The sequence below is a fragment of the Sodalis sp. RH20 genome (genome assembly GCF_047324205.1).
In the GTDB taxonomy this organism is placed as follows: domain Bacteria; phylum Pseudomonadota; class Gammaproteobacteria; order Enterobacterales; family Enterobacteriaceae; genus Acerihabitans.
The window spans coordinates 4,929,086-4,951,798 of sequence record NZ_CP178733.1; the positions used below are offsets into that span (position 1 = coordinate 4,929,086).

At 55.0% G+C, this 22,713-nt stretch carries 22 protein-coding genes; 11 read left to right on the forward strand and 11 right to left on the reverse strand.

The genetic code is table 11. The annotated features are described in order from the left end of the window. Window positions 1-121: 121 nt before the first annotated feature. From ACL2XM_RS22470 to ACL2XM_RS22490, 5 genes are read right to left on the reverse strand one after another with little or no spacing between them, the layout of a single operon-like run. Window positions 122-1,099: a spore coat protein U domain-containing protein gene (locus ACL2XM_RS22470; protein WP_413721688.1), complete on the reverse strand. Its 978-nt coding sequence runs from the start codon at window positions 1,097-1,099 to the stop codon at window positions 122-124. Between the two features lie 10 nt (window positions 1,100-1,109). Beyond that, complete coding sequence (locus ACL2XM_RS22475) at window positions 1,110-3,500, reverse strand: fimbria/pilus outer membrane usher protein (RefSeq protein WP_413721687.1); 2,391 nt, start codon at window positions 3,498-3,500, stop codon at window positions 1,110-1,112. A gap of 3 nt (window positions 3,501-3,503) precedes the next feature. Then, window positions 3,504-4,229 (reverse strand): molecular chaperone, encoded by a 726-nt coding sequence (locus ACL2XM_RS22480; protein ID WP_413721686.1) that lies wholly within the window; start codon window positions 4,227-4,229, stop codon window positions 3,504-3,506. A gap of 20 nt (window positions 4,230-4,249) precedes the next feature. Further along, entirely contained in the window at window positions 4,250-4,780 is a 531-nt protein-coding gene (locus ACL2XM_RS22485; RefSeq protein ID WP_410012996.1) for a spore coat U domain-containing protein, read from the reverse strand. A gap of 18 nt (window positions 4,781-4,798) precedes the next feature. Beyond that, entirely contained in the window at window positions 4,799-5,365 is a 567-nt protein-coding gene (locus ACL2XM_RS22490) for a spore coat U domain-containing protein (RefSeq protein ID WP_410012997.1), read from the reverse strand. A gap of 428 nt (window positions 5,366-5,793) precedes the next feature. Between ACL2XM_RS22490 and ACL2XM_RS22495 the strand changes: the two genes are divergently transcribed. Beyond that, window positions 5,794-6,249 carry a TOBE domain-containing protein gene (locus ACL2XM_RS22495; RefSeq protein ID WP_413721685.1) on the forward strand — a complete coding sequence of 152 codons (456 nt, stop codon included), beginning with the start codon at window positions 5,794-5,796 and terminating at the stop codon, window positions 6,247-6,249. Between the two features lie 47 nt (window positions 6,250-6,296). Here ACL2XM_RS22495 and modD read toward each other — a convergent pair whose 3' ends face one another. Next, entirely contained in the window at window positions 6,297-7,145 is an 849-nt protein-coding gene (gene modD / locus ACL2XM_RS22500) for a ModD protein (RefSeq protein WP_410012999.1), read from the reverse strand. Between the two features lie 421 nt (window positions 7,146-7,566). Between modD and nifH the strand changes: the two genes are divergently transcribed. From nifH to anfO, 7 genes are all read left to right on the forward strand, one after another. After that, window positions 7,567-8,394 (forward strand): nitrogenase iron protein, encoded by an 828-nt coding sequence (gene nifH / locus ACL2XM_RS22505; RefSeq protein WP_410013000.1) that lies wholly within the window; start codon window positions 7,567-7,569, stop codon window positions 8,392-8,394. A gap of 78 nt (window positions 8,395-8,472) precedes the next feature. After that, window positions 8,473-10,038 (forward strand): nitrogenase iron-iron protein, alpha chain, encoded by a 1,566-nt coding sequence (gene anfD, locus ACL2XM_RS22510; RefSeq protein ID WP_413731642.1) that lies wholly within the window; start codon window positions 8,473-8,475, stop codon window positions 10,036-10,038. A gap of 12 nt (window positions 10,039-10,050) precedes the next feature. Next, complete coding sequence (gene anfG, locus ACL2XM_RS22515; RefSeq protein ID WP_410013002.1) at window positions 10,051-10,401, forward strand: Fe-only nitrogenase subunit delta; 351 nt, start codon at window positions 10,051-10,053, stop codon at window positions 10,399-10,401. An 11-nt stretch (window positions 10,402-10,412) separates the two neighbouring features. Continuing rightward, on the forward strand, window positions 10,413-11,801 hold the full coding sequence (anfK, locus tag ACL2XM_RS22520; protein WP_410013003.1) for a Fe-only nitrogenase subunit beta: 1,389 nt from the start codon (window positions 10,413-10,415) through the stop codon (window positions 11,799-11,801). A gap of 35 nt (window positions 11,802-11,836) precedes the next feature. Beyond that, a complete protein-coding gene (locus ACL2XM_RS22525) occupies window positions 11,837-12,256 on the forward strand; it encodes a hypothetical protein (RefSeq protein ID WP_410013004.1) in 420 nt (139 codons plus the stop codon). Between the two features lie 15 nt (window positions 12,257-12,271). After that, the gene (locus ACL2XM_RS22530) at window positions 12,272-12,778 is read left to right on the forward strand and encodes a pyridoxamine 5'-phosphate oxidase family protein (RefSeq protein ID WP_410013005.1); all 507 of its coding nucleotides are present in this window, start codon (window positions 12,272-12,274) and stop codon (window positions 12,776-12,778) included. Between the two features lie 10 nt (window positions 12,779-12,788). After that, window positions 12,789-13,409 (forward strand): Fe-only nitrogenase accessory protein AnfO, encoded by a 621-nt coding sequence (gene anfO / locus ACL2XM_RS22535; RefSeq protein ID WP_413721682.1) that lies wholly within the window; start codon window positions 12,789-12,791, stop codon window positions 13,407-13,409. Window positions 13,410-13,622: 213 nt separating this feature from the next. Here anfO and ACL2XM_RS22540 read toward each other — a convergent pair whose 3' ends face one another. The 3 genes from ACL2XM_RS22540 to ACL2XM_RS22550 all read right to left on the reverse strand — a co-directional run bounded on the left by ACL2XM_RS22540 (window position 13,623) and on the right by ACL2XM_RS22550 (window position 15,357). Continuing rightward, window positions 13,623-13,823, reverse strand: coding sequence for a hypothetical protein (locus tag ACL2XM_RS22540; RefSeq protein WP_413723513.1), 201 nt, complete (start codon window positions 13,821-13,823; stop codon window positions 13,623-13,625). 526 nt (window positions 13,824-14,349) lie between these two features. Next, the gene (locus ACL2XM_RS22545) at window positions 14,350-14,727 is read right to left on the reverse strand and encodes a hypothetical protein (protein ID WP_413721681.1); all 378 of its coding nucleotides are present in this window, start codon (window positions 14,725-14,727) and stop codon (window positions 14,350-14,352) included. Between the two features lie 6 nt (window positions 14,728-14,733). After that, window positions 14,734-15,357 (reverse strand): hypothetical protein, encoded by a 624-nt coding sequence (locus ACL2XM_RS22550; protein ID WP_413721680.1) that lies wholly within the window; start codon window positions 15,355-15,357, stop codon window positions 14,734-14,736. Window positions 15,358-15,552: 195 nt separating this feature from the next. Between ACL2XM_RS22550 and ACL2XM_RS22555 the strand changes: the two genes are divergently transcribed. Further along, the gene (locus ACL2XM_RS22555; RefSeq protein WP_413721679.1) at window positions 15,553-15,909 is read left to right on the forward strand and encodes a Fe-only nitrogenase accessory AnfO family protein; all 357 of its coding nucleotides are present in this window, start codon (window positions 15,553-15,555) and stop codon (window positions 15,907-15,909) included. A gap of 187 nt (window positions 15,910-16,096) precedes the next feature. Here ACL2XM_RS22555 and ACL2XM_RS22560 read toward each other — a convergent pair whose 3' ends face one another. Further along, window positions 16,097-16,597, reverse strand: coding sequence for an immunity 42 family protein (locus ACL2XM_RS22560; RefSeq protein ID WP_413721678.1), 501 nt, complete (start codon window positions 16,595-16,597; stop codon window positions 16,097-16,099). Then, window positions 16,594-18,537, reverse strand: coding sequence for a hypothetical protein (locus ACL2XM_RS22565; protein WP_413721677.1), 1,944 nt, complete (start codon window positions 18,535-18,537; stop codon window positions 16,594-16,596). Before ACL2XM_RS22565 ends, ACL2XM_RS22560 begins: the two co-directional genes overlap by 4 nt. 1,039 nt (window positions 18,538-19,576) lie before the next feature. Between ACL2XM_RS22565 and ACL2XM_RS22570 the strand changes: the two genes are divergently transcribed. Beyond that, on the forward strand, window positions 19,577-21,190 hold the full coding sequence (locus ACL2XM_RS22570; protein WP_410013009.1) for a sigma 54-interacting transcriptional regulator: 1,614 nt from the start codon (window positions 19,577-19,579) through the stop codon (window positions 21,188-21,190). Between the two features lies 1 nt (window position 21,191). Next, window positions 21,192-22,349 carry a sigma 54-interacting transcriptional regulator gene (locus ACL2XM_RS22575; RefSeq protein ID WP_413721676.1) on the forward strand — a complete coding sequence of 386 codons (1,158 nt, stop codon included), beginning with the start codon at window positions 21,192-21,194 and terminating at the stop codon, window positions 22,347-22,349. Window positions 22,350-22,713: the final 364 nt, after the last annotated feature.

Consider the following 22,713-nt stretch of genomic DNA (forward strand, 5'->3'; position numbering starts at 1 on the left):
CGCCCAGGGTGCCGCAAAAATCCACTCTTTAAAAAACGTCAATGGATTGGTTATTGATAATAGCGATATTCGTGAAATTAAGCCCTTTCCACTCTTTATTGTTTAACGCCTGCCGCACGGCCTAGAACGACAGATCGATAACCACATTATCGGTATAATTGCCCGGCGGCGGCGTAGGCTGGTTTGGCAAAATCCGCGCGACATAATTGTAGGTACGCAGGGTGCCGTCGCTGCTGACGCTATTGGATAGCGCGCTGGACCAACGGTCATTGCCGTTGTCACGCCAGGACTCGGCGCCGTTGGATTTAGAGATCTCATAGCCGAGCAGACTGCCGCCGCTGGCCATGTGCCTGACGTTGCCGACCGCATGATTGCCGTTATTCATCCCCACCGTATACGTGCTGCCTTTGGTACAGACGATGCCGATCGTCTGCGATACCGGATTAAAACCGCTCACCAGCGGCGCGGCGCCAAAGCTGATGTCGGGGGCGGTAATAGTGACGCAGTCGTTGGTGATGACCAGGTTAACCGTCAGCGGCACCATGGCGGAACCCATCTGGCTGCTGCCCGGCATACATTGTCCCAGCGCGCCTATACCGGTGCAGATAGCGTAGTTCACCAGGATATTCAGGGTGACGGTATAGGTTCCCGCCGCCACGTTCTGGCCCGTCATGGTGTGCAGATACAGCGGGATACTGAAGTTCGCCCCCCCCATCAGCCCGACCAGGTTTACCAGCTCGGCGGAATGGTATCTCACCGGGGCGCCGTTAAGCGCCAGTTGCGTGGCGCAGTTGGCGGCGGTGCATACCTGGATGGGGATAACATCGCCGCCGTCGATGGCTTTCAGCGCCGCCTGTCCGCTGCTGGTGGCATTGGCGGAATAGAGCTGCAGATCAATATGGTCGGTGCTCAGCAGGGCAAGCGTGCTGCCGGCGCCGCAGTTAACCTCGATACTGTTGCTGGACGTGCTGACGGTGCTGTTAATGCTGAAAGAGCTTGCCTTGCCAAAGGCGACGGTACGGCCGGGCAAGGCGCAGGCGGCAAGGGCGGACTGGCATAATAATGCGAGCAACAGCAATCCCGGGGAAAGGGTTTTCATCAAGCGTTCCTTAAGGTGTCGCGGACAGCGGGCATGGCAACGGCCCGTAGGTATGTAAAGCCCGGGGCCTGCCGTCCGGCAGCGTCAGGCGGGCGGCGCAGCGCCGTCCGTCCGGGGTGACGGCGCGCAGCCGGTTGTCGGTTGCCAGGTTTTCCAGCCAGGCAAGGCCTTCCCAGCCCACATAATCATCGGGCAGCCCGTCGCGCACGACCCGGGTGCCTACGGGCAGCGGCCGGCCCTGGCCGTCATGCAGGATGATGCTGGCCGCGCGCAGCGGCTCGATAGGGAAATGGAGCAGGTAGCCGCTCTGGCGGGGCACCGAGAAACGTTGCTCGATAGCGGGCGCCGTCAAATCAGCGGGGATATTTAAGATATCGATGCCGTATTTAGCCGGGTAGTAGGCGATAACATTGGGAATCAGCAGGTAGCCCGCTTGGTCGGTCACGCCCGCCGGCTGGTTTTCATAACGCACCAGCACTTGCGGCTGCCCGGTTTTTATCAGCACAAACGCATTATTTAACTGGTTTGCCGCCAGCAGCCGCCCATCCATCGTCACCAGCGCGCCGCTGATATCCGCCCATTGCACGTCGCTGCCGCTGACGCCGTAAAAGCCGCCGGAGGCGTCGACATAACGGTTACGCCAGTCGAGCGTGGCCTGGCGATAATCTTTGTCTCTTTGCTGGCGGGCATAGGAGGCGTCCCAGCTGAAACCGCCGTCGGAGGGCATGGCGCGGGACACCGTCAGGCGCTGGGCGTCGCCGCCGGGCCTGTCGCGCTCCAGGCCGACGCTGGCGCTGGCCAGGCCGCCAAAGGGCATGATCAACGAGAGGGCGCCGGAATAGTCCCGCTGTTGCCGATCGAAACCCGCGGTCGCAAACAGGCTGGCGTCGCCCCACAGATTCCTGCTCCATGACAGATTCCATAAGCGGGTACGATCGCCCCTCCGGCCGCGGATATCGATCATTGCCGCGCCGAGGCTGCCATAACGATGCAGCGTGACGCCGGCGTTATATTGCGCGCTGGCCCGGCTTAACGTCGAGGCGGTGCGCGGCCGATGACGGGCGCCGGCATCATAGAGCGCCAGATGGGCAAAGTGACTGCTGCGCCAGGTATGCTGCGTGCCGATGCTGGCGACCCGGTTACTGTATTGATAACCGCAGCCATATTGTTCTCCGGTCCATCCGCCAAAACGGCTGTGGGTCCAGGAGCCGTTGATCACTCCCGCGCGTCCCACCCGCAACAGGCTGCCCGCGCCGGCCAGGGCCAGGTTTTGCGCGCCCTCGGCATGGCCTTCCAGCGTCAGCCAGTCCGTTGTTCCCCGGCGGTAGGAACCGCTGGCCACCGGCGGGCCGTAATCGGCGTTTTTTACGCCATACGCGCGGCGCAGCGCGCCGGCGCCCACGGAATAATCGGATAAGCCGGGTTTGAGCAGGGTACTGGACACATAGAACGGCAGGGTAGTGATCACCTGGCGGCCTACCGCGTCCGTGGTGACGATAACCGCCTCGCCGGCGCCGTTGATAAAAGGCATATTGTTGAGCGAGTAAGGACCTGGCTGGAGGTTGTTGCTGCTGGTTTTATAACCGTTGATAAACATATCGACGGTGGTGGGCACCGCCGCCTGTCCCGCGAACGAAGGCAGAGGATAGGTCACGATATCCGGGCGTACCGAAAAATCACGTGCGAGCTGGATGCCGCCGATACGCACGCTGCTGCTCCACGATAGCGCGTCGGTGATCACATCGCCCGCCGCCCAGCGCAGGGCATGCTCCTCGTTCTGGCTGGCCCAATAGGTATCGTAGCGCATATAGCCGCCGCCGCCGGGCGCGCCGGTTATCTGGCGCTGCGCCACGCCGTCAATGGAAAAGTGGCCGGCATCGCCAAAGGTACGCAATTCATGCCATACGGCTAAGCGCACGTCGCCGCTGATGCGACTGCCATAAATATCATAGTTGAACAACGCGCCGGGGCTGACGCGTGCAGGATGGCGCCGGCCGCCCGGCTCCAGGCTTATCGATTGTTCCGGCAGCCAACTGGCTGGCACCGCCAGCAACAGCCGCTGCCGCGGCCGGTCATAAGTCGCCGTTACGCCGGGCAGGGCGGTGACATCCGTTTGCTGCGCGTTTAGCCGATCGGCCGGCAGCCCGGCTTGCACCAGATCGGCGGTGGGCACGGTATAATGCCCGTCGCGAAACGCCACCGGCACGATCCGGCCGACGGCGGATTCATTCACCACCAGCTCCAGCATATATTGACGCTGCGCCTGCCCGGGCGCCATCCCCGGCGGCGGCGGCAGCGAAGAGAACGTTTCCGCGTTGCCGTCCATGGAAAACCCGCAAGCCCAATAACTTAACAGGGTAACGGCGCAACGGCGGAGAAAGGTCGGCGCAGGACGGTCCATTATCTAGCGCGCGGAAGACGTGCCGCGCCATACCTTGTTGCGGTTATCGACCCGGGTCTCCAGCACCGCGTGAGCGTCAACGCCGGCGTTAAGCGGCCAGCGATGGCGGGCGTTGGCCAGTACGTAACCGAACAATCCGTCGGTGAGCTGATATTTCCCCAGCCGCGTTTTGCTGAGCCGGGCGTGTACCGGTCCTTGGTTGCGGATCTCCAGATAAGGCTCGCCCCGTACCTGGACCAGACGCCAGCTTAACAGCGGCATGCCGCTGTCCGGCGACGATTGGCCGCCGTAGACAAACAGCGGAATGGAGTAACGCATCTGGAACATCAGCGAATTGGCGGGATCGTCGGCCCGGTCGTTAGGGGTGGGAATTTCGTCGAGCAGGATGCGAAAGGCTTGTTCCGGGCCGGAAGCCGGCGGCGCTTGCCTGATAATGCGGATCAGCTGTTTTTGTCCGGCATCCAGCCTGAGCATGGGCGGGCTGGCGATAATATCCTGTTGCGTATGAAAGCGCTCCCCGCCCTCCGTCTGATCCCAGGAAAAGATCCGCACCTGCAGCAAGGTGGCGGCGGCGCCCTTGTTTTCCACCCACAGCTCGGTGGCTTTTTGCGTGCCGGCCAAAAAGGGATCCACCGGCCAGATCAGGACGGCGTGCCCCGCCCAGGCGATGGGCAGCCACAGGCCCAGCAGCAGCGACAACAGAAAGCGCCCGACGGCGAGAATGGTCATATTCAGATCCTTCTAAATCGTTACCAGGACAGGGTTACCGTAATGCTATCGGTATAGGTTCCTGCCGGGTGAAAGCCATCCAACTGCAGCTGTCCGTAAACCGGCAGCTGGATGTGGTCGCCATCGCCGTGGCTGATGGCGATATCCTGGTTAACCGGAATTTCACTGGCCGGCGATAAACTGGCGCTGGTGAAAAGGCGGTAGGCAATCAGATCGGTATTATTCAATCGCTGAAGATGACGCGTTGTGGTGAAATGATTACCGCCGCCCAGATTCATGGTTAAGGTCGTGCCCGGGGTGCAGGCGATGGCAAACGAGGCGCTTTGCACCAGCGCGGCATTGGCGGCCCGGGTATCGATACCGGACAAGGTACCGAAATCCAGCGTCCCGAGCACACCGCCGCCCTGGATCTGGCAGCCCGACACCACCGACGCCGATATCTGAAAATTTTGCGTCGGCAAGGCGGACAGCGGTCCTGGATACAGCGCCAGCAGCGACCCGAGCGCCACGCCCAGGCAATGAGGCCGTTGCCGTCGGTTGAGTACTGACATCCCTTAAGCATTCCGCTATCAATAAATGACCTGGACATTAATCACGTCGCTATAAGTACCCGCCGGCACGCTGGTATTATTCCCGCCCTGGGTGACCCGACCATATACCGGATAAATATTGCCGTTTACCGGATCCGGGACACCGGTAGCCCTCAGGCCGGTATTGTTGGCAATAGGCGTGGTAAACGCGGCGTCGTTATACAGCGTATACGCAATGCCCTGTGATGCGTCGCTGCCGAGCACCAGATAACGCGGGCTGGCGGTTTCCGCGCCATACACATTCACCGGCGCGGGGTTGCTGCCGGTTATCTGCACGCTAAAGGTTGCCCCGGTGGTACAACGAACACGGATGCCGTCGCCGGTGGCGCCGCTCAGTGTCGCGCTCAGCTCCTCGAAAGTGGCGGGATGGGTACCGAAATCGAGCGTGCCGAAGTTAACATTGCTGGTGGCCGGGTCGCCGTTGATCAGGCAACCGTTGGTTAAGGTCAGCGAGGCGTTAATGGCTCCGGTGGTGGTTACCGCCCGGGCAACACCCGCCAGGCCACAGCCCAGCCAGCACGCCAGGAAAAAAAACTTCTTATTCATATCCTTACCTCAAAGGAATCTTAGAGAATACTCAACGGGATATTTATTAAAATTAAAACATTATTTTTTGAAAAATATATTGAATAATAATTAAAGGTTCGATGAATCAATGTTAATAAGCCATGGCTAGATGGCCGATGTTTTATAGTAGTCATAAATAAATCCGGCGACGGATAATAACTTTTTCCTTCCCTTGGCGAGCACATTGCGAAACGTCGGGTATCCCCAGAAGCGCAAGGGGGTTGTTAAGATGAACGGCGGGCCTTTATCAGGTATCCTGGGGAAACAGGCCGCGCCGGCCCGGTCATTTTCCTGGTGAGTCATAACTTAAATAAACGCCGTCCGGGATATATGGCATAAAAGTTGCTGCGTATTGGCAGGGATAGTGACTTTTTGCCCAGGCTTCCTTTTACCTTCTGGAGAAGACTATGCTGACATCCGCAAGAAACCATCTTACCGGCACCGTAACGGCCATTGTCGCCGGCGCGGTCAATGATGAAATAGAAATCACCCTGGCGGGCGGCAAGAAGCTGGTCGCCACCATTACCCATAGCAGCGTGCACTATCTCGACCTGCGCCTTGGCGGCGAAGCCAGCGCGTTTATCAAAGCGCCCTGGGTGATCCTGACGACCGCCGGCACCGGCCTGCGTTTTTCGGCGCGCAATCAATTTACCGGCAGCATCACCAACATCGTCAAAGGCGCCATCAACAGCGAAGTCACGGTCGCCGTCGATGCCAGCATGTCATTGGTTTCGGTCATTACCAATGAGAGCGTCGCCGGCATGCGCCTCAAGGACGGTGATGAAGTGATTGCCCTGGTCAAGGCGTCCAGCATTGTGCTGGCGACCCACGACTCACCGCCAATAACGGCCGGAAATCCCTAATACCTTACGGCGTGCGCTGTTGAGACGCGAAGCGGATGACGGCGGTATCACTTGGCGGGATACAGCCGGACGCCGATATCGGCGGGCGGACTGTAGTAAGGCATCGAGGTGATTGCCAGCTCAATGCCGGTGCGGGCGTATTCCCCGATATTGCCGGAATGGATCCCGCCCGCCGCCGCCAGCCGGCAACCGGTAGCCTGGCTGTTGGCATAGGCCAGCGCCCGGCTTACCGCGGCGGGACTGAATTTATCCAGTTGCACCAGGTCCGGGCCGGCGTCTATAGCCGCCATGGCTTCGGTTTCATTATCCGCTTCCACCACGATTAACCGGTCCGGCGCCGCGCCGCGCAGTGTGGCCACATGCTGGCGCCAATCCGCCGGATCGGCGCAGAAATGACGGTGGTTGGCGAACAACAGTACCGTATCCGCGGTTCCGCAGCGATGCAGGATGCCGCCGCCGTCAATCACCGCGCCCAGCGCCAGCGTTTTGGTGCCGGGAATGGTTTTGCGGGTGCAGGCGATGCGCATCCTGGGGTTTACCGCTTGCGCCATGGCGACCATCTCATGAGTGGCCTGGGCGACGCCGCTGCACCATTCCAAGAGGTTTTGCGCCACTTTCCAGCCCTGGTGTAATCTTTCGGCCGGCCCGGCTGCGGTTAACAGCACATCGCCGGCCTGCGCCATCTGCCCGTCGGCCATCGCCATCACCACGCTGAGCCCCAGCCGTTGCAGGACCCTTGCTGCGGCGTCCAGCCCGCTGACTTTCCCGGCGGTGCGCCGGCTAAAGCTCATGACGCCCTGACGGTTGCCGATGCCCAGGGCGCGGGTAGTCAGGTCGCCGTAGCGGATATCTTCCTGCAGTAGCGAATCCAGTTCCTGATCGGAAAGATAAAGCATGATCGTGCCTCGTCGTGTTGAGAGAGATGATGTAAATGCGCCGTCGCCACTTCCTGATATATCACCAATAACACAACCGGCGCTAAAACGTGAATGATACGGATCAAGCGCCGGGCCGGTCGGGTCCTCCCACCGGATAAAACACCGTCGTGAACTTTTATTTTTAATAATGTTCGCGAATGTACTAAATGCGCGGATATGCATTTTCCCGTCAGCAACCGGCGGTATGTAAAATACGATTTCGCCGCATGGTGATATTGCCAATAAATACAGGCGGTAACGTATTCCCGCTACAAAAAAATACGCATTATTATCGCGGCCGTACGGACTGTTTTACGCCTTGGCATGGGGATTGCTCTATTCATGCTGTCTTTACTATTTTTTATTCATTATACATTATTCATCAGAGGAGTTCTTTATTGTGACTCGCAAACTGGCAATCTATGGCAAGGGTGGTATTGGTAAATCGACCACCACACAAAATACCGCCGCCGCATTAGCCTATTATCATGGTCAAAAAGTGTTTATTCATGGCTGTGATCCGAAGGCGGATTCCACGCGGCTGATATTAGGCGGCATGCATCAGGAAACCCTGATGGACGTGCTGCGCGATCGGGGCGCCGAAAAGATCACCAATGACATGGTGGTCAAAACCGGCGTGTTCGGCATCAGCTGCGTTGAGTCCGGCGGCCCTGAGCCGGGCGTAGGCTGCGCCGGACGAGGCGTCATCACCGCCATCGACCTGATGGAAAATAATCGCGCCTACTCCGAGGATCTGGATTTTATCTTCTTTGACGTTTTGGGCGACGTGGTCTGCGGCGGATTCGCCATGCCGATCCGCGAAGGCAAGGCCCAGGAAGTCTATATTGTCGCCTCGGGGGAAATGATGGCGATCTATGCCGCCAATAATATTTGCAAAGGCTTGGTGAAATATGCCAAGCAAAGCGGTGTCCGTCTCGGCGGTATTATTTGTAATAGCCGCAAGGTTGACGGGGAGCGGGAATTTGTTGAGGAGTTCACCGCGGCCATCGGCACGCAATTACTGCATTTTGTACCGCGGGATAATATCGTGCAGAAAGCGGAATTCAATAAAAAAACCGTTACTGAATTTGATCCGGAATCTAACCAGGCCCATGAATACAGCGAGCTGGGACGTAAGATTATTGAAAATAAAAACCTGGTTATCCCTAAACCCATGACCATGGAAGCGCTGGAAGCCATGGTGGTCAAATACGGTCTGGCCGATTGATTGAACAGCGCCAAGGGCTAAAGGACCGGATCGCCGCCGGCCGGCAAGATGACCAGTTACTTAATCGGGGAATGAACCATGCCACATCATGAGTTTGAGGTTAGCAAGTGTATACCGGAGCGGAAACTCCATGCCGTAGTCAAAGGCGCCGGGGAGGACTTAACCTCGGTGCTGCCCCTGGGCTATCTGAATACCATCCCGGGAACATTGTCCGAACGCGGCTGCGTCTATTGCGGCGCCAAGCATGTTATCGGCACGCCGATGAAGGATGTCATCCATATCAGCCACGGACCGGTGGGATGTACTTACGATACCTGGCAAACCAAACGCTACATCAGCGATAACGACAACTTCCAGCTGAAATATACCTTTGCCACCGATATGAAGGAAAAACATATCGTGTTCGGCGCGGAAGGGGTGCTGAAGCAGAATATCCTGGAGGCGTTTAAGGCCCAGCCCACCATTAAGCGCATGACCATTTACCAAACCTGCGCGTCGGCGCTGATCGGCGACGATATCGCCGCCGTGGCGCAGGACGTGATGGACGAATTGCCGGATGTGGATATTTTTGTCTGCAATTCGCCGGGTTTCGCCGGCCCCAGCCAGTCCGGCGGCCATCATAAAATCAATATCGCCTGGATTAACCAGAAGGTCGGCACCGTCGAGCCGAAAATCACCAGCGATCATGTCATCAACTATGTGGGCGAATACAATATCCAGGGCGATCAGGAAGTGATGGTGGATTACTTTAAGCGCATGGGTATCCAGGTGCTGTCCACCTTTACCGGCAACGGCTCCTACGATGATTTGCGCGGCATGCATAAAGCCCACCTTAATGTGCTGGAATGCGCGCGCTCGGCGGAATATATCGCCAATGAACTGCGGGTGCGCTACGGCATTCCGCGCCTGGATATCGACGGTTTTGGTTTTGGCCCCTTATCGGATTCCCTGCGCAAGATCGGACTGTTTTTTGGTATCGAAGACCGCGCGCAGGCCATTATCGACGAGGAAACCGCCCGCTGGAAACCGGAGCTTGACTGGTATATGGCGCGCCTGAAAGGCAAAAAAGTCTGCTTATGGCCGGGCGGTTCCAAACTCTGGCACTGGGCGCACGTGATCCATGCGGAAATGGGCGTGGAAGTGGTGTCGGTCTATACCAAATTCGGCCATCAGGGCGATATGGAAAAAGGCATTGCCCGCTGCGAGGCCGGCGCCATGGCCATCGACGATCCCAATGAACTGGAAACCCTGGAAGCGATGTACCAGCTCAAGCCGGATGTCATCTTTACCGGCAAGCGCCCGGGCGAAGTGGCGAAAAAAATCCGCGTCCCCTACCTGAACGCCCATGCGTACCATAACGGTCCCTATAAGGGGTACGAAGGCTGGGTGCGTTTTGCGCGCGATATCTATAACGCCATTTATTCACCCATCCATCAGCTGGCCCTGCTGGATATCAGCAAGGATGCCATCCCCACCGACCGGGGTTTCGCCACACAGAAAATGCTCGCTGCCGCAGGCCTTGACGATCAGACCCTGGCGTCCACCACCCTGCGCCAGTATAGCGGCGGTTATGACAGCGTTTCCAGGCTGCGTGAGCGCGTTTACCCCACCTTTCCCGGCCAGACGGTCATTCCGGCGGAATAAGGAGAACCATCGATGGCAAACCAGATTGAAGACCGTATCGAGCCGCTGGTGGATTACATCATGAAAAATTGCCTCTGGCAGTTTCATTCCCGCGTCTGGGACCGGGAAAAGCAGAATGAAGGCATTTTGCATATCGTCGCGCAATTGCTGTGTGACGAACCGGTGGATCTCAGTACCCCGGCCAATCGCTGCTACTGGGCCGACGCCGTGGTACTGGTGGAGGCGTATAAAACGCGCTTTTCCTGGCTGGGCATGATGGGTAAGGCGGAGATCGCCGCGCTTATCACCGCGCTCCATGAACGGCTGAACTACCTGACGATTACCGGATCGCTAAACGCGGAATTAACCGATCGGCGCTATTAGAGGGCACTAGCATGTCGTGTGAATTAAGAAAGAAAGATCGTACCGGCGTTATCAATCCGATATTCACCTGCCAGCCGGCGGGGGCGCAATATGTCAGCATCGGCGTCAAGGATTGTATCGGCATCGTGCACGGCGGCCAGGGCTGCGTGATGTTCGTGCGTTTGCTGATTTCCCAGCATTTAAAGGAGAGCTTTGAAATCGCCTCTTCCTCGGTGCATGAGGACGGCGCGGTATTCGGCGCGCTCGATCGCGTGGAGCAGGCGGTGGACGTGCTGCTGATGCGCTATCCCCATGTCAGGGTGGTGCCGATTATCACCACCTGCTCCACCGAGGTGATCGGCGACGACGTGGACGGCGTGGTGCGCAAGCTTAACGATGGGCTGTTGAAAGAGAAATTTCCCGGCCGCGAGGTCTATCTGATCCCGATCCATACCCCGAGTTTTGTCGGCAGCATGATAAGCGGCTACGATGTGACGGTGCGGGATTTCATCAAATATTTTGCCAAGAAAAGCGAACCCAACGGCAAGATTAACCTGTTCACCGGCTGGGTTAACCCCGGCGACGTGACGGCGCTGAAACATCTGCTGGCGGAAATGCGCATCGATGCCACCGTGCTGTTTGAAATTGAAAATTTCGACTCCCCGGTGATGCCCAGCGGCAACACTGTTTCCCACGGCAATACCACCGTCGAGGACCTGGTGGGAACGGCCAACGCCCTGGGCACCCTCGCGCTGAACCGTTATGAAGGACGCAAGGCGGCGGATTACCTGGCGGAACAATTCGCCATCCCCACCATTATCGGGCCTACGCCCATTGGTATCCGTAATACCGACACGTTCCTGCAAAACCTGCGGCAGCTGACCGGCAAGGCAATTCCGGAATCGCTGGTGCGCGAGCGCGGCATCGCCATCGACGCCTTGACCGATCTGGTGCATATGTTCCTGGCCGATAAGCGGGTGGCGATTTACGGCAATCCCGATCTGGTCATCGGCCTGGCCGAGTTTTGCCTGGATCTGGAAATGAAGCCGGTACTGCTGCTGCTGGGCGACGATAATGCGTTTTATGATACCGATCCCCGCATTATCGCCCTACAGGAGCAGGTGGATCACGGCATGGAGATCATTACCAATGCCGACCTGTGGGAACTGGAAAACCGCATTACCCACCAAGGGCTGGAACTGGATTTGATCCTCGGCCATTCCAAAGGGCGCTTTACCGCCATCGACAATCAGATCCCCATGGTCCGGGTTGGGTTTCCCACCTATGACCGCGCCGGATTATGGCGCCATCCGGTGGTGGGCTATGCGGGGGCCATCTGGCTGGCGGAGCAGTTTGCCAACGCGCTGTTCACCGATATGGAATACAAGAAAAACAAAGAGTGGATCCTTAACGTCTGGTAATGGGTATCGGCCTGTCATTCATAAGGATAAAACCAATGTCAAAACTGTTATTTGAATCCGATCGGCAAAAGTTTATCCGGCTTTCCCATGATGCCGAAGGCTATCACCGGCGGGCGGAACTGTTCGCCGAACAGGCGCAGTCGCCCGGTCTGGTTTTCAACGTGGCGTCCATTGCCGTGGAGTGTTATCTCATCGCACTCTGCGCCTGGTACGGCAGCATGCCGTATAACCACAACTATGGCAGTCTCATGGATACGGCGGAGGAGGTTATTCTCTTTTCGCCGGCATTAAGCGGCAAAATCCGCGCGCTGGATGACATCTTTGGTCTCTGTTCGCTGGAAAACTACCACCACGGCACCCCAACCCTGGCGGATTCGGTCGGCATTATCGCCATTTGCCGGGAATTATCGGGGATTTTAACCGCTTTGGGCACCCAGGGTTCCCAGGCGCGATAAAGGAGGGCACGACCTATGCAGTCGACAGAACCGCGCGCGGCCCCGGGACATCCGCACGGCGCCATGCGTCGCGATGAACGGGAAATAACGCAACCGGCCGAAATAGCGGCGATCCTGGACTCCGCCAGGGTGATGTATATCGCCCTGGCGCAGGACAATATCCCTTTTATGGTACCGGTATTTTACGCCTGGGACGGCACGTCGCTTTATTTCCATTCCGCCAGGGCCGGCACAAAAATAGCGATGCTGAAAAAAAACAGCACCCTGTGTTTTGCGGTTTCCACCGAACAGGGCGTGGTGGAAGACGAGGTGATCTGTAATTTCGAGGCCAGGCACCGTACGGTCATCGGTCTGGGCAACGCGGTGTTTATCCGGGACGAGGCGGAAAAGATCGCCGCGCTTAACCTGATTGTCGCCCGCTTCAGCGACAAAGCCTGGACCTTTCCCGCCGCCAATGTGCGCGCCACCCTGGTGCTGCGTATTGATATCATTTCAATGAAGGGTAAACAGCACGGATTTTAGGGAGTGGAAAATGAAGATAGCGGTATTTATCGATGCCGGCGGCCGGGCCGCCTCGCTGTACCAGCCAGGCGCGGTGCGGGTGTATGAATCAACCGCCGACGGTTGGCGGCCGGTTGCGGATATTCCGTTTACCCTGCGCCCGCAAATGGGATTAAGCGAAATCAGAACCCGCACCCTGGAGATGCTGACGTCCCTCGACGGCTGCCGCCATTTTGTCGCCGCCGCTATTCACGGCGCGCTGCTGTCCTATTTTGACGGCATGGGCATCACTATGTGGCGGCTGACCGGGGAACCCGCCGGTTTCCTGACGCGTATCCGGCAGTTTGTGGAAGAAAACGCACCGCGGGAGCAGGCAGCGGCGGCCCAAAGCGTTATCAAGCCCGGCCAGGGCGCGGGGGAATATTGCCTTAACCTTATCGACGCGCTGAAAAGCGATGGCGCCTTAACCTCGAAACAGGTGCTGCTGCCATTTTTCCGCGCGGGAGCCTTTAAACAAATCGACATTACCTGCGATCATGTGCCGAAATGGTTTAAACATGAACTGCCGGCATTAAAGCTGGCGCTTACGGTGGCGCAACAACCGGACGGGCGTTGCCGGGCGTTGGTGCTCAATATCGCAGGCAACGCTTGAGTTGCCTGCTTGGGCGTTTAAAAAGTCAAGCCCGCTTCTGGCGCAAATTCTGGGCACTTGACCTGCCTGTGGCTCGGCAATCAATCAGGTGTCCTCGACCTCCGTTCCTTGCGCCGTCATTGTCCAGGGGATGATTTTCCGCAGGTATCGCCCATGCTAAATGCCTATTTGGGTGCTGGTGATAACCCCGGCAGTAGTCGGGGTAAGCTGCCTCTAATCATTCCATTTGATACTGTAATCGGTTAATTGATTATCAAGATATTCTCTTTTTTCAAACCAATAATCAAAGACCACCTTATCACTGTTCTGAAATATTAAATAATAGCCACCAGTATCACCCAGGGTATCATCTACAACCTGTATTTCCCATCCATTATACTCTCCACTAACTATGGTTCCATTTTTCATAATCATCATCTTTCCTTAATCTTCGTAAGGAACATGGTTATTCGAACTATACTTACCCGTTACCGGGTCTTTTACACTAAAATGAACATGCGGAATACCGGGAGCATGCATGCCGCTTATAGAACCTGAATCTATTCTAAATTCTTTTGTTCCGTCTGCACTATGGTAGACCCCTGAACCAGTCTTGCCAATTTCCTTGTAATTTGAGCCTAAAAACTTCAAACCCGCAGCTAATGCTTTGTCAGTAGTTAACGTCGTCGAGCTGGTGAAGTTTTTTTTACCCGATAATGTTTCAGTGATGACGTTTTCAATTTTACTGTTAGATTATTGAGAAAGGTAAACCAGATCTCTCATAGTAAGAGGATCCGCACCAGGATTTGCAAAAATATTTCCGCCCCTTACCGGTTTACCGCCTATGTTGCCGGTATGCCTAGAACCTTGCTCACGGCGTTGATCAGGCGATATCAGTGCCGTTTTACCGTCCTGGCTCGAGGGAGAACCCCGGTGCTAGGCCGGGGTTTTAATCAAAAAATTACTCACTGGAGATCACCGGTGGAACTAACGATAGTACATCTATCACATCTTCAATTGTAACTATTGAATAGTGAACAACACCTTCTTTCGCATGGATATCAGCACTCTGTTCATTAAACCACTTCAAATATGGTGAATGTAAAATAGTATAAATGCCAGCGACCATTTCACCTTTTTGTTCTTCTTGCATTTTCAATAAATCACCCTCGTCAATAACGCGGAAACAATAAATCCAATCAAAGGCAATTTTTATTTTTTTATTGTTTGCAAGTAAAGATAAAAAAAGCGCCCCAGAAGCATAGTTACAATTAATCAATTGGCTACCAACCAGCGTGGAGCATTCATCATATGCAAGTTTAACTAATTTTTCCTTCATATATAATCACTCCTCATATCTGAATTTTATTCTATTCCTGCCAGATTGTATCTCTAATGTAGGTCTGCCGTCAGTACTACGTTCGCGGATAATGACTGTCCGTCCATCAGACAATGAACCGACCCTGCCACCGGGAATTTGTTTAACATTATCAGGCGCTAAGGCATCAAATTCTTTATTAGCTGCGTTTTTTCCACCTGCTCGTTCAAAAAGCTTTGATCTGCCTAAAGTTTCTTGCCCCCTTGAGGAGGTGGACCTCAGCTCTTCAACAGTAATAACTTTTCGGTCATTATTTCTGGCTTTCTCTTCGTCTTCCGGCCCCCAACCTCCCGGTGTTCCCGATCCCACTCCGCCCAGCTCGGCTTTTTGCGCATCGGCGGCTTTGGCTATGTCTTTGCCCAGATTCGGTTTAGCCTCGCCGCCCTCTTCGTTGCGACTTTCCATCCGTCCCGGCCCGCGCGTTCCATCACGTACCGAACACTGTTCGCGCGTGCCTTCACAGATGTCTCCACCCATATCGAAGCCGTCGTCATCGTTCGACTCCGACTGGCTGCCATGACCTACTGCTCCCGCTATCGCTGCACTTTCCGCCGCACCACCTACGATCGCGCCCAGCAGGTTATTCTCCACAGCGTTACCTGCGGAAAAGCTGATCCCTGGCGCAGACGCCGGTCCAGACGGAGCCGCTGGAGCAGATGAAAAGCGTTGCGCCAGGTCGCGCCCCGGCACTTTATCGCTGCCTTCGCCCACGTTGCCGCTGTAGGCTAACAGCCCCACCCCCAGGCCGAGGGGATGTTTTGCCAGCCCGAGCGCGGCCGCGCCTAATTGTGGCGGCTGACCGGGGAACCCGCCGGTTTCCTGACGCGTATCCGGCAGTTTGTGGAAGAGAACGCGCCGCGGGAGCAGGCAGCGGCGGCCCAAAGCGTTATCAAGCCCGGCCAGGGCGCGGGGGAATATTGCCTTAACCTTATCGACGCGCTGAAAAGCGATGGCGCCTTAACCTCGAAACAGGTGCTGCTGCCATTTTTCCGCGCGGGAGCCTTTAAACAAATCGACATTACCTGCGATCATGTGCCGAAATGGTTTAAACATGAACTGCCGGCATTAAAGCTGGCGCTTACGGTGGCGCAACAACCGGACGGGCGTTGCCGGGCGCGGGTACTCAACATAGGTAAGAGTTGAACGGGTTCTTGTTCAATCCACTTTTTTAACTGCTGCTATCCAGTTTTCCCATACCGCTGGATCGGCAGGTTTGGATGAATCACGCCATATCGTCCAATCCATTGAGCCAAGTAACGCTCCTAAATCATCGGATACGGACTGGCATATAAGTTAAAAATACCGGCGTAGGTGCCGGAATTTTAGTCAACTATATAGCATCTTTGATTGGGAGTTGTGCGAACACATTACTGATAGTACCTTTCTTAAATATGGCTTTTTTAGCTGTATTACCGTAATCCGCTGTGTATATCAAGTATTCTTCATCTTCATCTTTAGGATAATAAAACAAATAAAAGCCAACGTCTGATACTTCAAGTGGGCTTAAAAAAACGCCTAACGGCTTTGCGTCAGGCAATTCCAAATCTTGAGGATCACTATCAAGAAGCATTCCATGCGAATGTGCCAGTTTTCTTAACAGTTCTAAATCGCTGTCGGGAAAAAGGAGCTCATTATTTTTGCAATTAGTTATTTCAGGCTCACAATCCTTTAGATAATCAATAGCCATTGACAATGTATAATTAGATCCCTTTGCTGGATATATTTCGTCCTCAATAAAAAAACTAAAAAGTCCATATTTCCAGTAATTGTCCTCTGTTTTTTCCAGTAATTCGTAAAAAACAGCAAATACAAAAGGTTGTCCGAAAATCATTTTTTATCCTTCAGCTCTTTGATTTCTCTGTTAAAGTTCCCCAATTCCCTGTTACCTAAAGCATTTTTTTCATCTCCCGAGCTGCCACTCCAGTGAAAATTGCCCTTTCCATCTTTGCTAGTGTTGAAGAACCGATGAATATTCCCATTATTATCAATGGCTAGCCTTATCTTCGGATCTTTCGTAGCAATAGAATGGTCAAATAGTTCTAAAGAATTTCTCGGCTCCACCCCGGCATTAGGCCTAGATCCTTGTGCTCCAGGTGTATGTTTAGCATTAGATTCAACTTTCAATCCATTATTTGCCACCGTAGGTTCTGAAATGGGTAATCTATTATCTTTGCCATTAGACAGATAAATGAATTTATCTTTACTATGTTCCGGTATCGGCGTTACCGTCGTACTCTCATCCGTATACGGTTTGCGTTCGATATTGCCGGTGTGACGGAATCTCTGATCTCCTCGCTGATCCGGTGAGATAAATACGTTCTTATTATCCTGATTTGACGATGGGTTTTCAAGTTTACCGCCCGTCAAATCATCCGCAACAGGCACAGTTTCCGTTGTACTACCGCTTTGTCCAGTCAGGATAAGTTTCGCCACACACAGCAGGCTGTCGCGACAAACAGCGGCCTGAACCTCGGTTGCAGCCTTACCAAGCGCCAGCGCTGCGTCTTTTTTGCCTTCTTTGGCAGCATCGCAAGCAGCTCCGGCCACCGGTGCGCTTTCCACTGCAGCCCCGGCGACAGCGCCCAGCAGGTTATTTTTTACAGCGTTACCTGCGGCACAGCTGACCCCTGGCGCAGACGCCAGTTCAGACGGATCTAACGGAGCAGTGGCGAAGCGTTGCGCCAGGTCGCGCCCCGGCACCTTGTCGCTACCTTCGCCCACGTTGCCGCTGTAGGCTAACAACCCCACCCCCAGGCCAAGGGGATGTTTTGCCAGCCCGAGCGTGGCCGCGCCTAATTCGCTTATCGCGGTGCGTAGCGCGAGACCATTAACCCCGCCGGCGGCGGCGTTTGCCATACCGCCATTTACGCCGGCGGCGACCGGCGCCAGCGCCATCCTGGGCGATGGGGCCACTGCCATACCGGATAACGCTATGGCGCGCCGCGCGTTAACCTGCGCCATGGAGGGCATTACCGATGTGGGAATGGCATTACGGTCCACCATGGACGGCGATACCGATGCGGGAATAGCAGTATTGCCCACCATGGAGGGCGTTGCCGATGCGGGTATAGCACTTTTATCCGCCAAGGGTTCGCTACGGGAGTTTGCGGCGTTTTCAGCGTTGACAACAGCTTTCCGCGCTTCAGGGGGAGCTCCCGCAGCCTTTTGTTCTGCAATAGAGTTTCTTATTGCCGCTAAAATTTGCCCGGTTTCATTTTTCCGTTTGAGCGCGTTATCCACCTGTCCAGCCCTTGCCCGGGCGGCATGGTCAAGATTATTCCGTTTGGTCTTTTCTAGATTGAGCTGATGTTCTTGCCGTAAATAGCGTTCCCGAACAGACGTACTCGGGTTAGTGCTTAGTTCTTTATGTAATGCGATAACGCCGGTACTGAGATGGCAAAGGCGGTCGTTAATCTCACTCAGCGCTTGGTAGGCGGATTGCTTTTTATGCTGGGCGGAAAACACCTGCGCCCGCATATCATTGTCCAGCGCCTCCGCCGCCGCCAATGTGGCAGGCCTTGGCTGGGAGTGATAGCCATCATGATCTTCCTGGCATTCCGCCAGGGCTTTATCCAACACTTCTTTTGATAAATTAATGTGATATTGAAATTGTTCCGTAAGTGCTTGAAAATCCCTTCTTCTCGCCGTCTCTAATTGCTGTGTATTATTAAAACCTCCGCTCCCGCTGGTATTACCGCCGTTGCCGCCGCCATGCAGACGAAAATGATGATTAGCGGAGTGGTGTCTGCCAGGGGTGGCGGTTACGGTCATGACATCTTCATTTCTCGACGAGGTGACCCGGCCGGCATAATCACCGCCACCCCCGCCGCTGTTCGTCGCGCATGCTCCACGGGAATTGCCGCCGCCACAGCCCCTGGATGAGCTGCCGCATCTGTTGCCCGATGAACTGCCACAGCCGCCGATATTCATTTATTCCCTTATTTGAATGATAATAAATTATTCCCGATTAATTTGGTTCATCACATAAGACGCGGATAGGGGTGTGCTAATAGGGCAAGTAAAGCATGAAAAAGTTAACAAAGAGTTAAACGGCAATATCAAAGAGAAACCTTTTTAAAACCGGCATTGTTGTCCATGGGTGAAAATATTATTAATTGAAAGTCAATTGAAAGCTATATTGCCGCAATATTTTTTGGGTTGCTGGCGACAGGTTATTGTCTATGAATGTATTTGTTGAATAACAAATTCAGCGGCACGGATGATATTATTTTTTTAATTTCCTAAATCATTATCTTTGCTTAAATAAGATAAACGAGTTAGCCAGCATTTTGGCATATTTATTTTTTTATTAAAAATTTTAACCTTCCTGATTAGCATTATTCCTGTGTGAGCAGTAAAAAATACTGCGTATTCTCTAAGATGCTGAAGGCGGATGGTCTAATAATAATGTGTTAAAACGCGTGCCGGCACCACCTATCGGGATAATCAGCCTGCTATCCCATTATCGCTGCGGTTTGTCCACAGCGCGGTATGAGTGTCCCCATCCCGGTTTTTATCAACATGATGATGCGGACTCAGGCTGCTGCAGGGCGCGCCGCTTCAGCCGGGCGCCTGACTCCGGCGTGAAACGTACATTGTTGATTATCCGTTGTCACATACAAGACAAAAAAGCCACTGGCGTCAATGCGCCAATGGGAAAACGACGTCAAATCATATCGTTATATATTTAATTATATAACGATAGATGGCCGGCAACTTGCACCACTCTCACTCGGGCCGGAAAACCTATGCCGGCACATCGGTTTTTTGACCTTCACCGCCCATTGGGCGCCAAAGGGAGGCGCGCTTTATGCCACCGGCCATGCTTAATGACACCGCATCCGCCCATCCGACGCTGGCGGATTCGTTATCCTTTACCTGCCAACTGGGCGAGTGCCGCTCCGAACTGCTGCCCCTGCTGTCCGAGGTCAGCAAGGTGGTCAGCAGGGAAGGCTCTTTATCCAAGACGCTCAAGCTGGTGCTGGAGCTGATGCAAAAACATTTGCAGGTTACCCGGGCGATGATCTCGCTCTACGATGCCAGCTGCGACCAGATTTTTATCCATGAAAGCTACGGTTTATCCAAGGATGAAATCGAAAAGGGCGTCTATTATCCCGGCGAGGGCATCACCGGCAGGGTGGTGGAAACCCGCCAGCCCATTATTGTCCCGATCATTGCCGAAGAGCCGTTGTTTCTCAATCGCACCGGCAGTTGGGATAAAACGGTCGATGGCCATCTTTCCTTTATTTGCGTGCCCATCATGCGCGGCATGAAAGTGATGGGCACCATTGGGGTGGAACGTTTATACAATAACCGGCAACTGTTAAATCTGGATTTGGAGGTGCTGGCCATTATCGCCACCACTATTGCCCAGGCGGTGGAGCTGCATCTGCTGGAGCGCGCCCATAAGCAGGTATTGCAGGCTCAAAGCGCCCGGCTGGATAAAGAGCTGAAGGAAAAATTCAAGCCGGCGAATATCATCGGCAACTCCAGGGCGATGCAGTCGGTTTACCTGATGATTGACAAAGTCAGCCACGCCCGCACCACGGTGCTGATCCTCGGTGAAAGCGGGGTCGGCAAGGAACGGGTCGCCAGCGCCATCCACTATAACAGCAGCTGCGGCAGCGGGCCGTTTGTCAAATTCAACTGCGCCTCGCTGCCGGAAAGCGTCATCGAAAGTGAGCTGTTCGGCCATGAAAAAGGCGCCTTTACCGGTGCCGTCGCGCGCCGGGCCGGAAGGTTCGAGGAGGCGGATGGCGGCACGATTTTCCTGGATGAAGTGGGCGAATTATCTCTTTCGGCCCAGGCCAAGCTATTGCGGGTGATCCAGGAACGGTGCTTTGAACGCCTGGGCAGCAACGAGTCAATTAAGGTCAACGTGCGCATCCTGGCGGCGACGCACTGCGATTTAACCGCCATGGTCACCAACGGCACCTTTCGCGAGGATCTGTACTATCGTCTGAATGTCTTCCCTATTACTATTCCAGCGCTGCGTGAGCGGGGCAACGATATCCTGATCCTGGCCGAACATTTCAACGCCTGGTTTGCCCGGGAACAGGGGGTTGATGTCCCTGCCATTTCCACGCCCGCGCTGAATTTAATGCTCAACTACGACTGGCCGGGCAACGTGCGGGAGCTGGAAAATATGATGGAGCGTGCGGTATTGCTGGCGGAAGAGGGGGTGGTCCACAGCTATCATCTGCCCGCCGCCCTGCAACCGGCCGTGCTGGGCACGCTTGGCGAACAGTCGGGCCTGGAGGCCCGTTTATCCATGATGGAGTATGAACTGATCGTCGAGGCGCTGGCCCGCTTCCAGGGCAATATGTCCAGGGCGGCGGCGCAGCTGGGCCTGACCCGGCGCATGCTCGGCCTGCGCATGGCGAAATATCAGCTGAACTATAAAGATTACCGGAGCGGAGACTGATATGGCCGGCACCGGGGATCTCGCCGCGGGGCGGTTAGCCATTCCGCGCTGCGCCATCGACCTTTGCGGGCCGGCGGGAAAAGCGCGCTCACGTAAAGGACGCGGCGGCCATGCGGTCGATCAGATCATTGCCCATTCCCATGCCATGAAACGCACCCTGGCGGCGGTGGCAAACATTGCGCCCACCCGCTCAGCGGTATTATTGCGCGGCGAGCCGGGTACCGGTAAGGATGTTATCGCCCGGGCGATTCACCTCCAGTCGCAACATCGCGCCGGTCCGTTTATTAAAGTGTGCTGCGATTACCTTGCCAGCGACGATATCATGCGCGAATTGTTCGGTTGTGAAGCGGGCTTTTCCGGCAGCGTCGCCGGCTATCCCGGCGATATTGCCCTGGCGGCGGGCGGAACGCTGTTTATCAGCGAAATCGGCCATTTTTCCCTGTTATTGCAAAAGCGGCTGCTGCGCATTTTACAAGAACAGCGGTATAAGCCGCTCGGCGGCTCCCGCACCCTGGCCTGCGATGTGCGCATAATTTGCGCCACCGAGAAAAACCTGGAGCAGAGGATGGCGCAGGGGACCTTTTTAGCCGAACTCTATTATCGCATCCATATCGCCACCATTGCCCTGCCGGCCCTGCGCGAGCGTAAAGAAGACATTCCCGGCCTGGTTAACTATTTTTTCGAACGTTATAACCGCGATAATCACAGGACGCTCACGCTGACCGAGGCGGCCCAGGCGCCACTCTATCTGTGCCATTGGCCGGGGAATGTGCGCGATATCGAGAATTGCCTTGAGCATGCCGCCATCCAGGCCCGGGATGGCGTTATCCAGCAATTGCCCTGCCTGTCCGGGCGCTGCCTGCGCCAGCGTTTGAACCAGGAAATCAGCCGGCAGCAGGAGACGGTGCCGCAGGAGGCGGGCCACGAGGCGGGGTATGGCCCGGCTACGCCGCTATGGCCGGCGGAAATAATGATGAGCGCCATGACCGCGACGGCCGGCGCCCCTGACGACGCCGATGAGGAGCTGCGCTATCGCCTGGTCGCCGCCCTGGAAAAAAGCGGCGGGGTCAAAGCCAAAGCCGCCCGTTTGCTCCATATCACCCCCCGGCAGCTTTATTATGCCTTGAAAAAACTGCACATTGAGGTAAAGAAATTTTAACTGCGCCGTCATGGTACCGATTTCCCGGCAAGCGCATATTCTCTCTAAGGTTAATAACTTATTTATTTTATGGCAGCAAATAGTTAATTTATTTATTTTGTTTTTATCAGGGAAAATATGACGCCGTTATTTGATCTTATCGCGATTTATAGCCGATAAAGCGGTTTGTTGCATTGCGCCTCATTTTATTACGCCCCCCGATAAAACGTCCTGCGGAGTCAATACTGCAGAGAGCGATTAGCGTTAAAAATAAGCATAATTATCAGTATATTACAAAGTTATCCTTATTTTCGGCATCAATAAACAAGGTTTTCTTATGGTCGGTCATAACCTTTGTTTATGGCTGATGGATAGCGCGCAGATA

Coding starts and splice junctions, on each gene's coding strand:
- ACL2XM_RS22470 (WP_413721688.1), bottom strand. CDS start 1,099: ATGAAAACCCTTTCCCCGGGATTGCTGTTGCTCGCATTATTATGCCAG.
- ACL2XM_RS22475 (WP_413721687.1), bottom strand. CDS start 3,500: ATGGACCGTCCTGCGCCGACCTTTCTCCGCCGTTGCGCCGTTACCCTG.
- ACL2XM_RS22480 (WP_413721686.1), bottom strand. CDS start 4,229: ATGACCATTCTCGCCGTCGGGCGCTTTCTGTTGTCGCTGCTGCTGGGC.
- ACL2XM_RS22485 (WP_410012996.1), bottom strand. CDS start 4,780: ATGTCAGTACTCAACCGACGGCAACGGCCTCATTGCCTGGGCGTGGCG.
- ACL2XM_RS22490 (WP_410012997.1), bottom strand. CDS start 5,365: ATGAATAAGAAGTTTTTTTTCCTGGCGTGCTGGCTGGGCTGTGGCCTG.
- ACL2XM_RS22495 (WP_413721685.1), top strand. CDS start 5,794: ATGCTGACATCCGCAAGAAACCATCTTACCGGCACCGTAACGGCCATT.
- modD (WP_410012999.1), bottom strand. CDS start 7,145: ATGCTTTATCTTTCCGATCAGGAACTGGATTCGCTACTGCAGGAAGAT.
- anfD (WP_413731642.1), top strand. CDS start 8,473: ATGCCACATCATGAGTTTGAGGTTAGCAAGTGTATACCGGAGCGGAAA.
- anfG (WP_410013002.1), top strand. CDS start 10,051: ATGGCAAACCAGATTGAAGACCGTATCGAGCCGCTGGTGGATTACATC.
- anfK (WP_410013003.1), top strand. CDS start 10,413: ATGTCGTGTGAATTAAGAAAGAAAGATCGTACCGGCGTTATCAATCCG.
- ACL2XM_RS22525 (WP_410013004.1), top strand. CDS start 11,837: ATGTCAAAACTGTTATTTGAATCCGATCGGCAAAAGTTTATCCGGCTT.
- ACL2XM_RS22530 (WP_410013005.1), top strand. CDS start 12,272: ATGCAGTCGACAGAACCGCGCGCGGCCCCGGGACATCCGCACGGCGCC.
- anfO (WP_413721682.1), top strand. CDS start 12,789: ATGAAGATAGCGGTATTTATCGATGCCGGCGGCCGGGCCGCCTCGCTG.
- ACL2XM_RS22540 (WP_413723513.1), bottom strand. CDS start 13,823: ATGATTATGAAAAATGGAACCATAGTTAGTGGAGAGTATAATGGATGG.
- ACL2XM_RS22545 (WP_413721681.1), bottom strand. CDS start 14,727: ATGAAGGAAAAATTAGTTAAACTTGCATATGATGAATGCTCCACGCTG.
- ACL2XM_RS22560 (WP_413721678.1), bottom strand. CDS start 16,597: ATGATTTTCGGACAACCTTTTGTATTTGCTGTTTTTTACGAATTACTG.
- ACL2XM_RS22565 (WP_413721677.1), bottom strand. CDS start 18,537: ATGACCGTAACCGCCACCCCTGGCAGACACCACTCCGCTAATCATCAT.
- ACL2XM_RS22570 (WP_410013009.1), top strand. CDS start 19,577: ATGCCACCGGCCATGCTTAATGACACCGCATCCGCCCATCCGACGCTG.
- ACL2XM_RS22575 (WP_413721676.1), top strand. CDS start 21,192: ATGGCCGGCACCGGGGATCTCGCCGCGGGGCGGTTAGCCATTCCGCGC.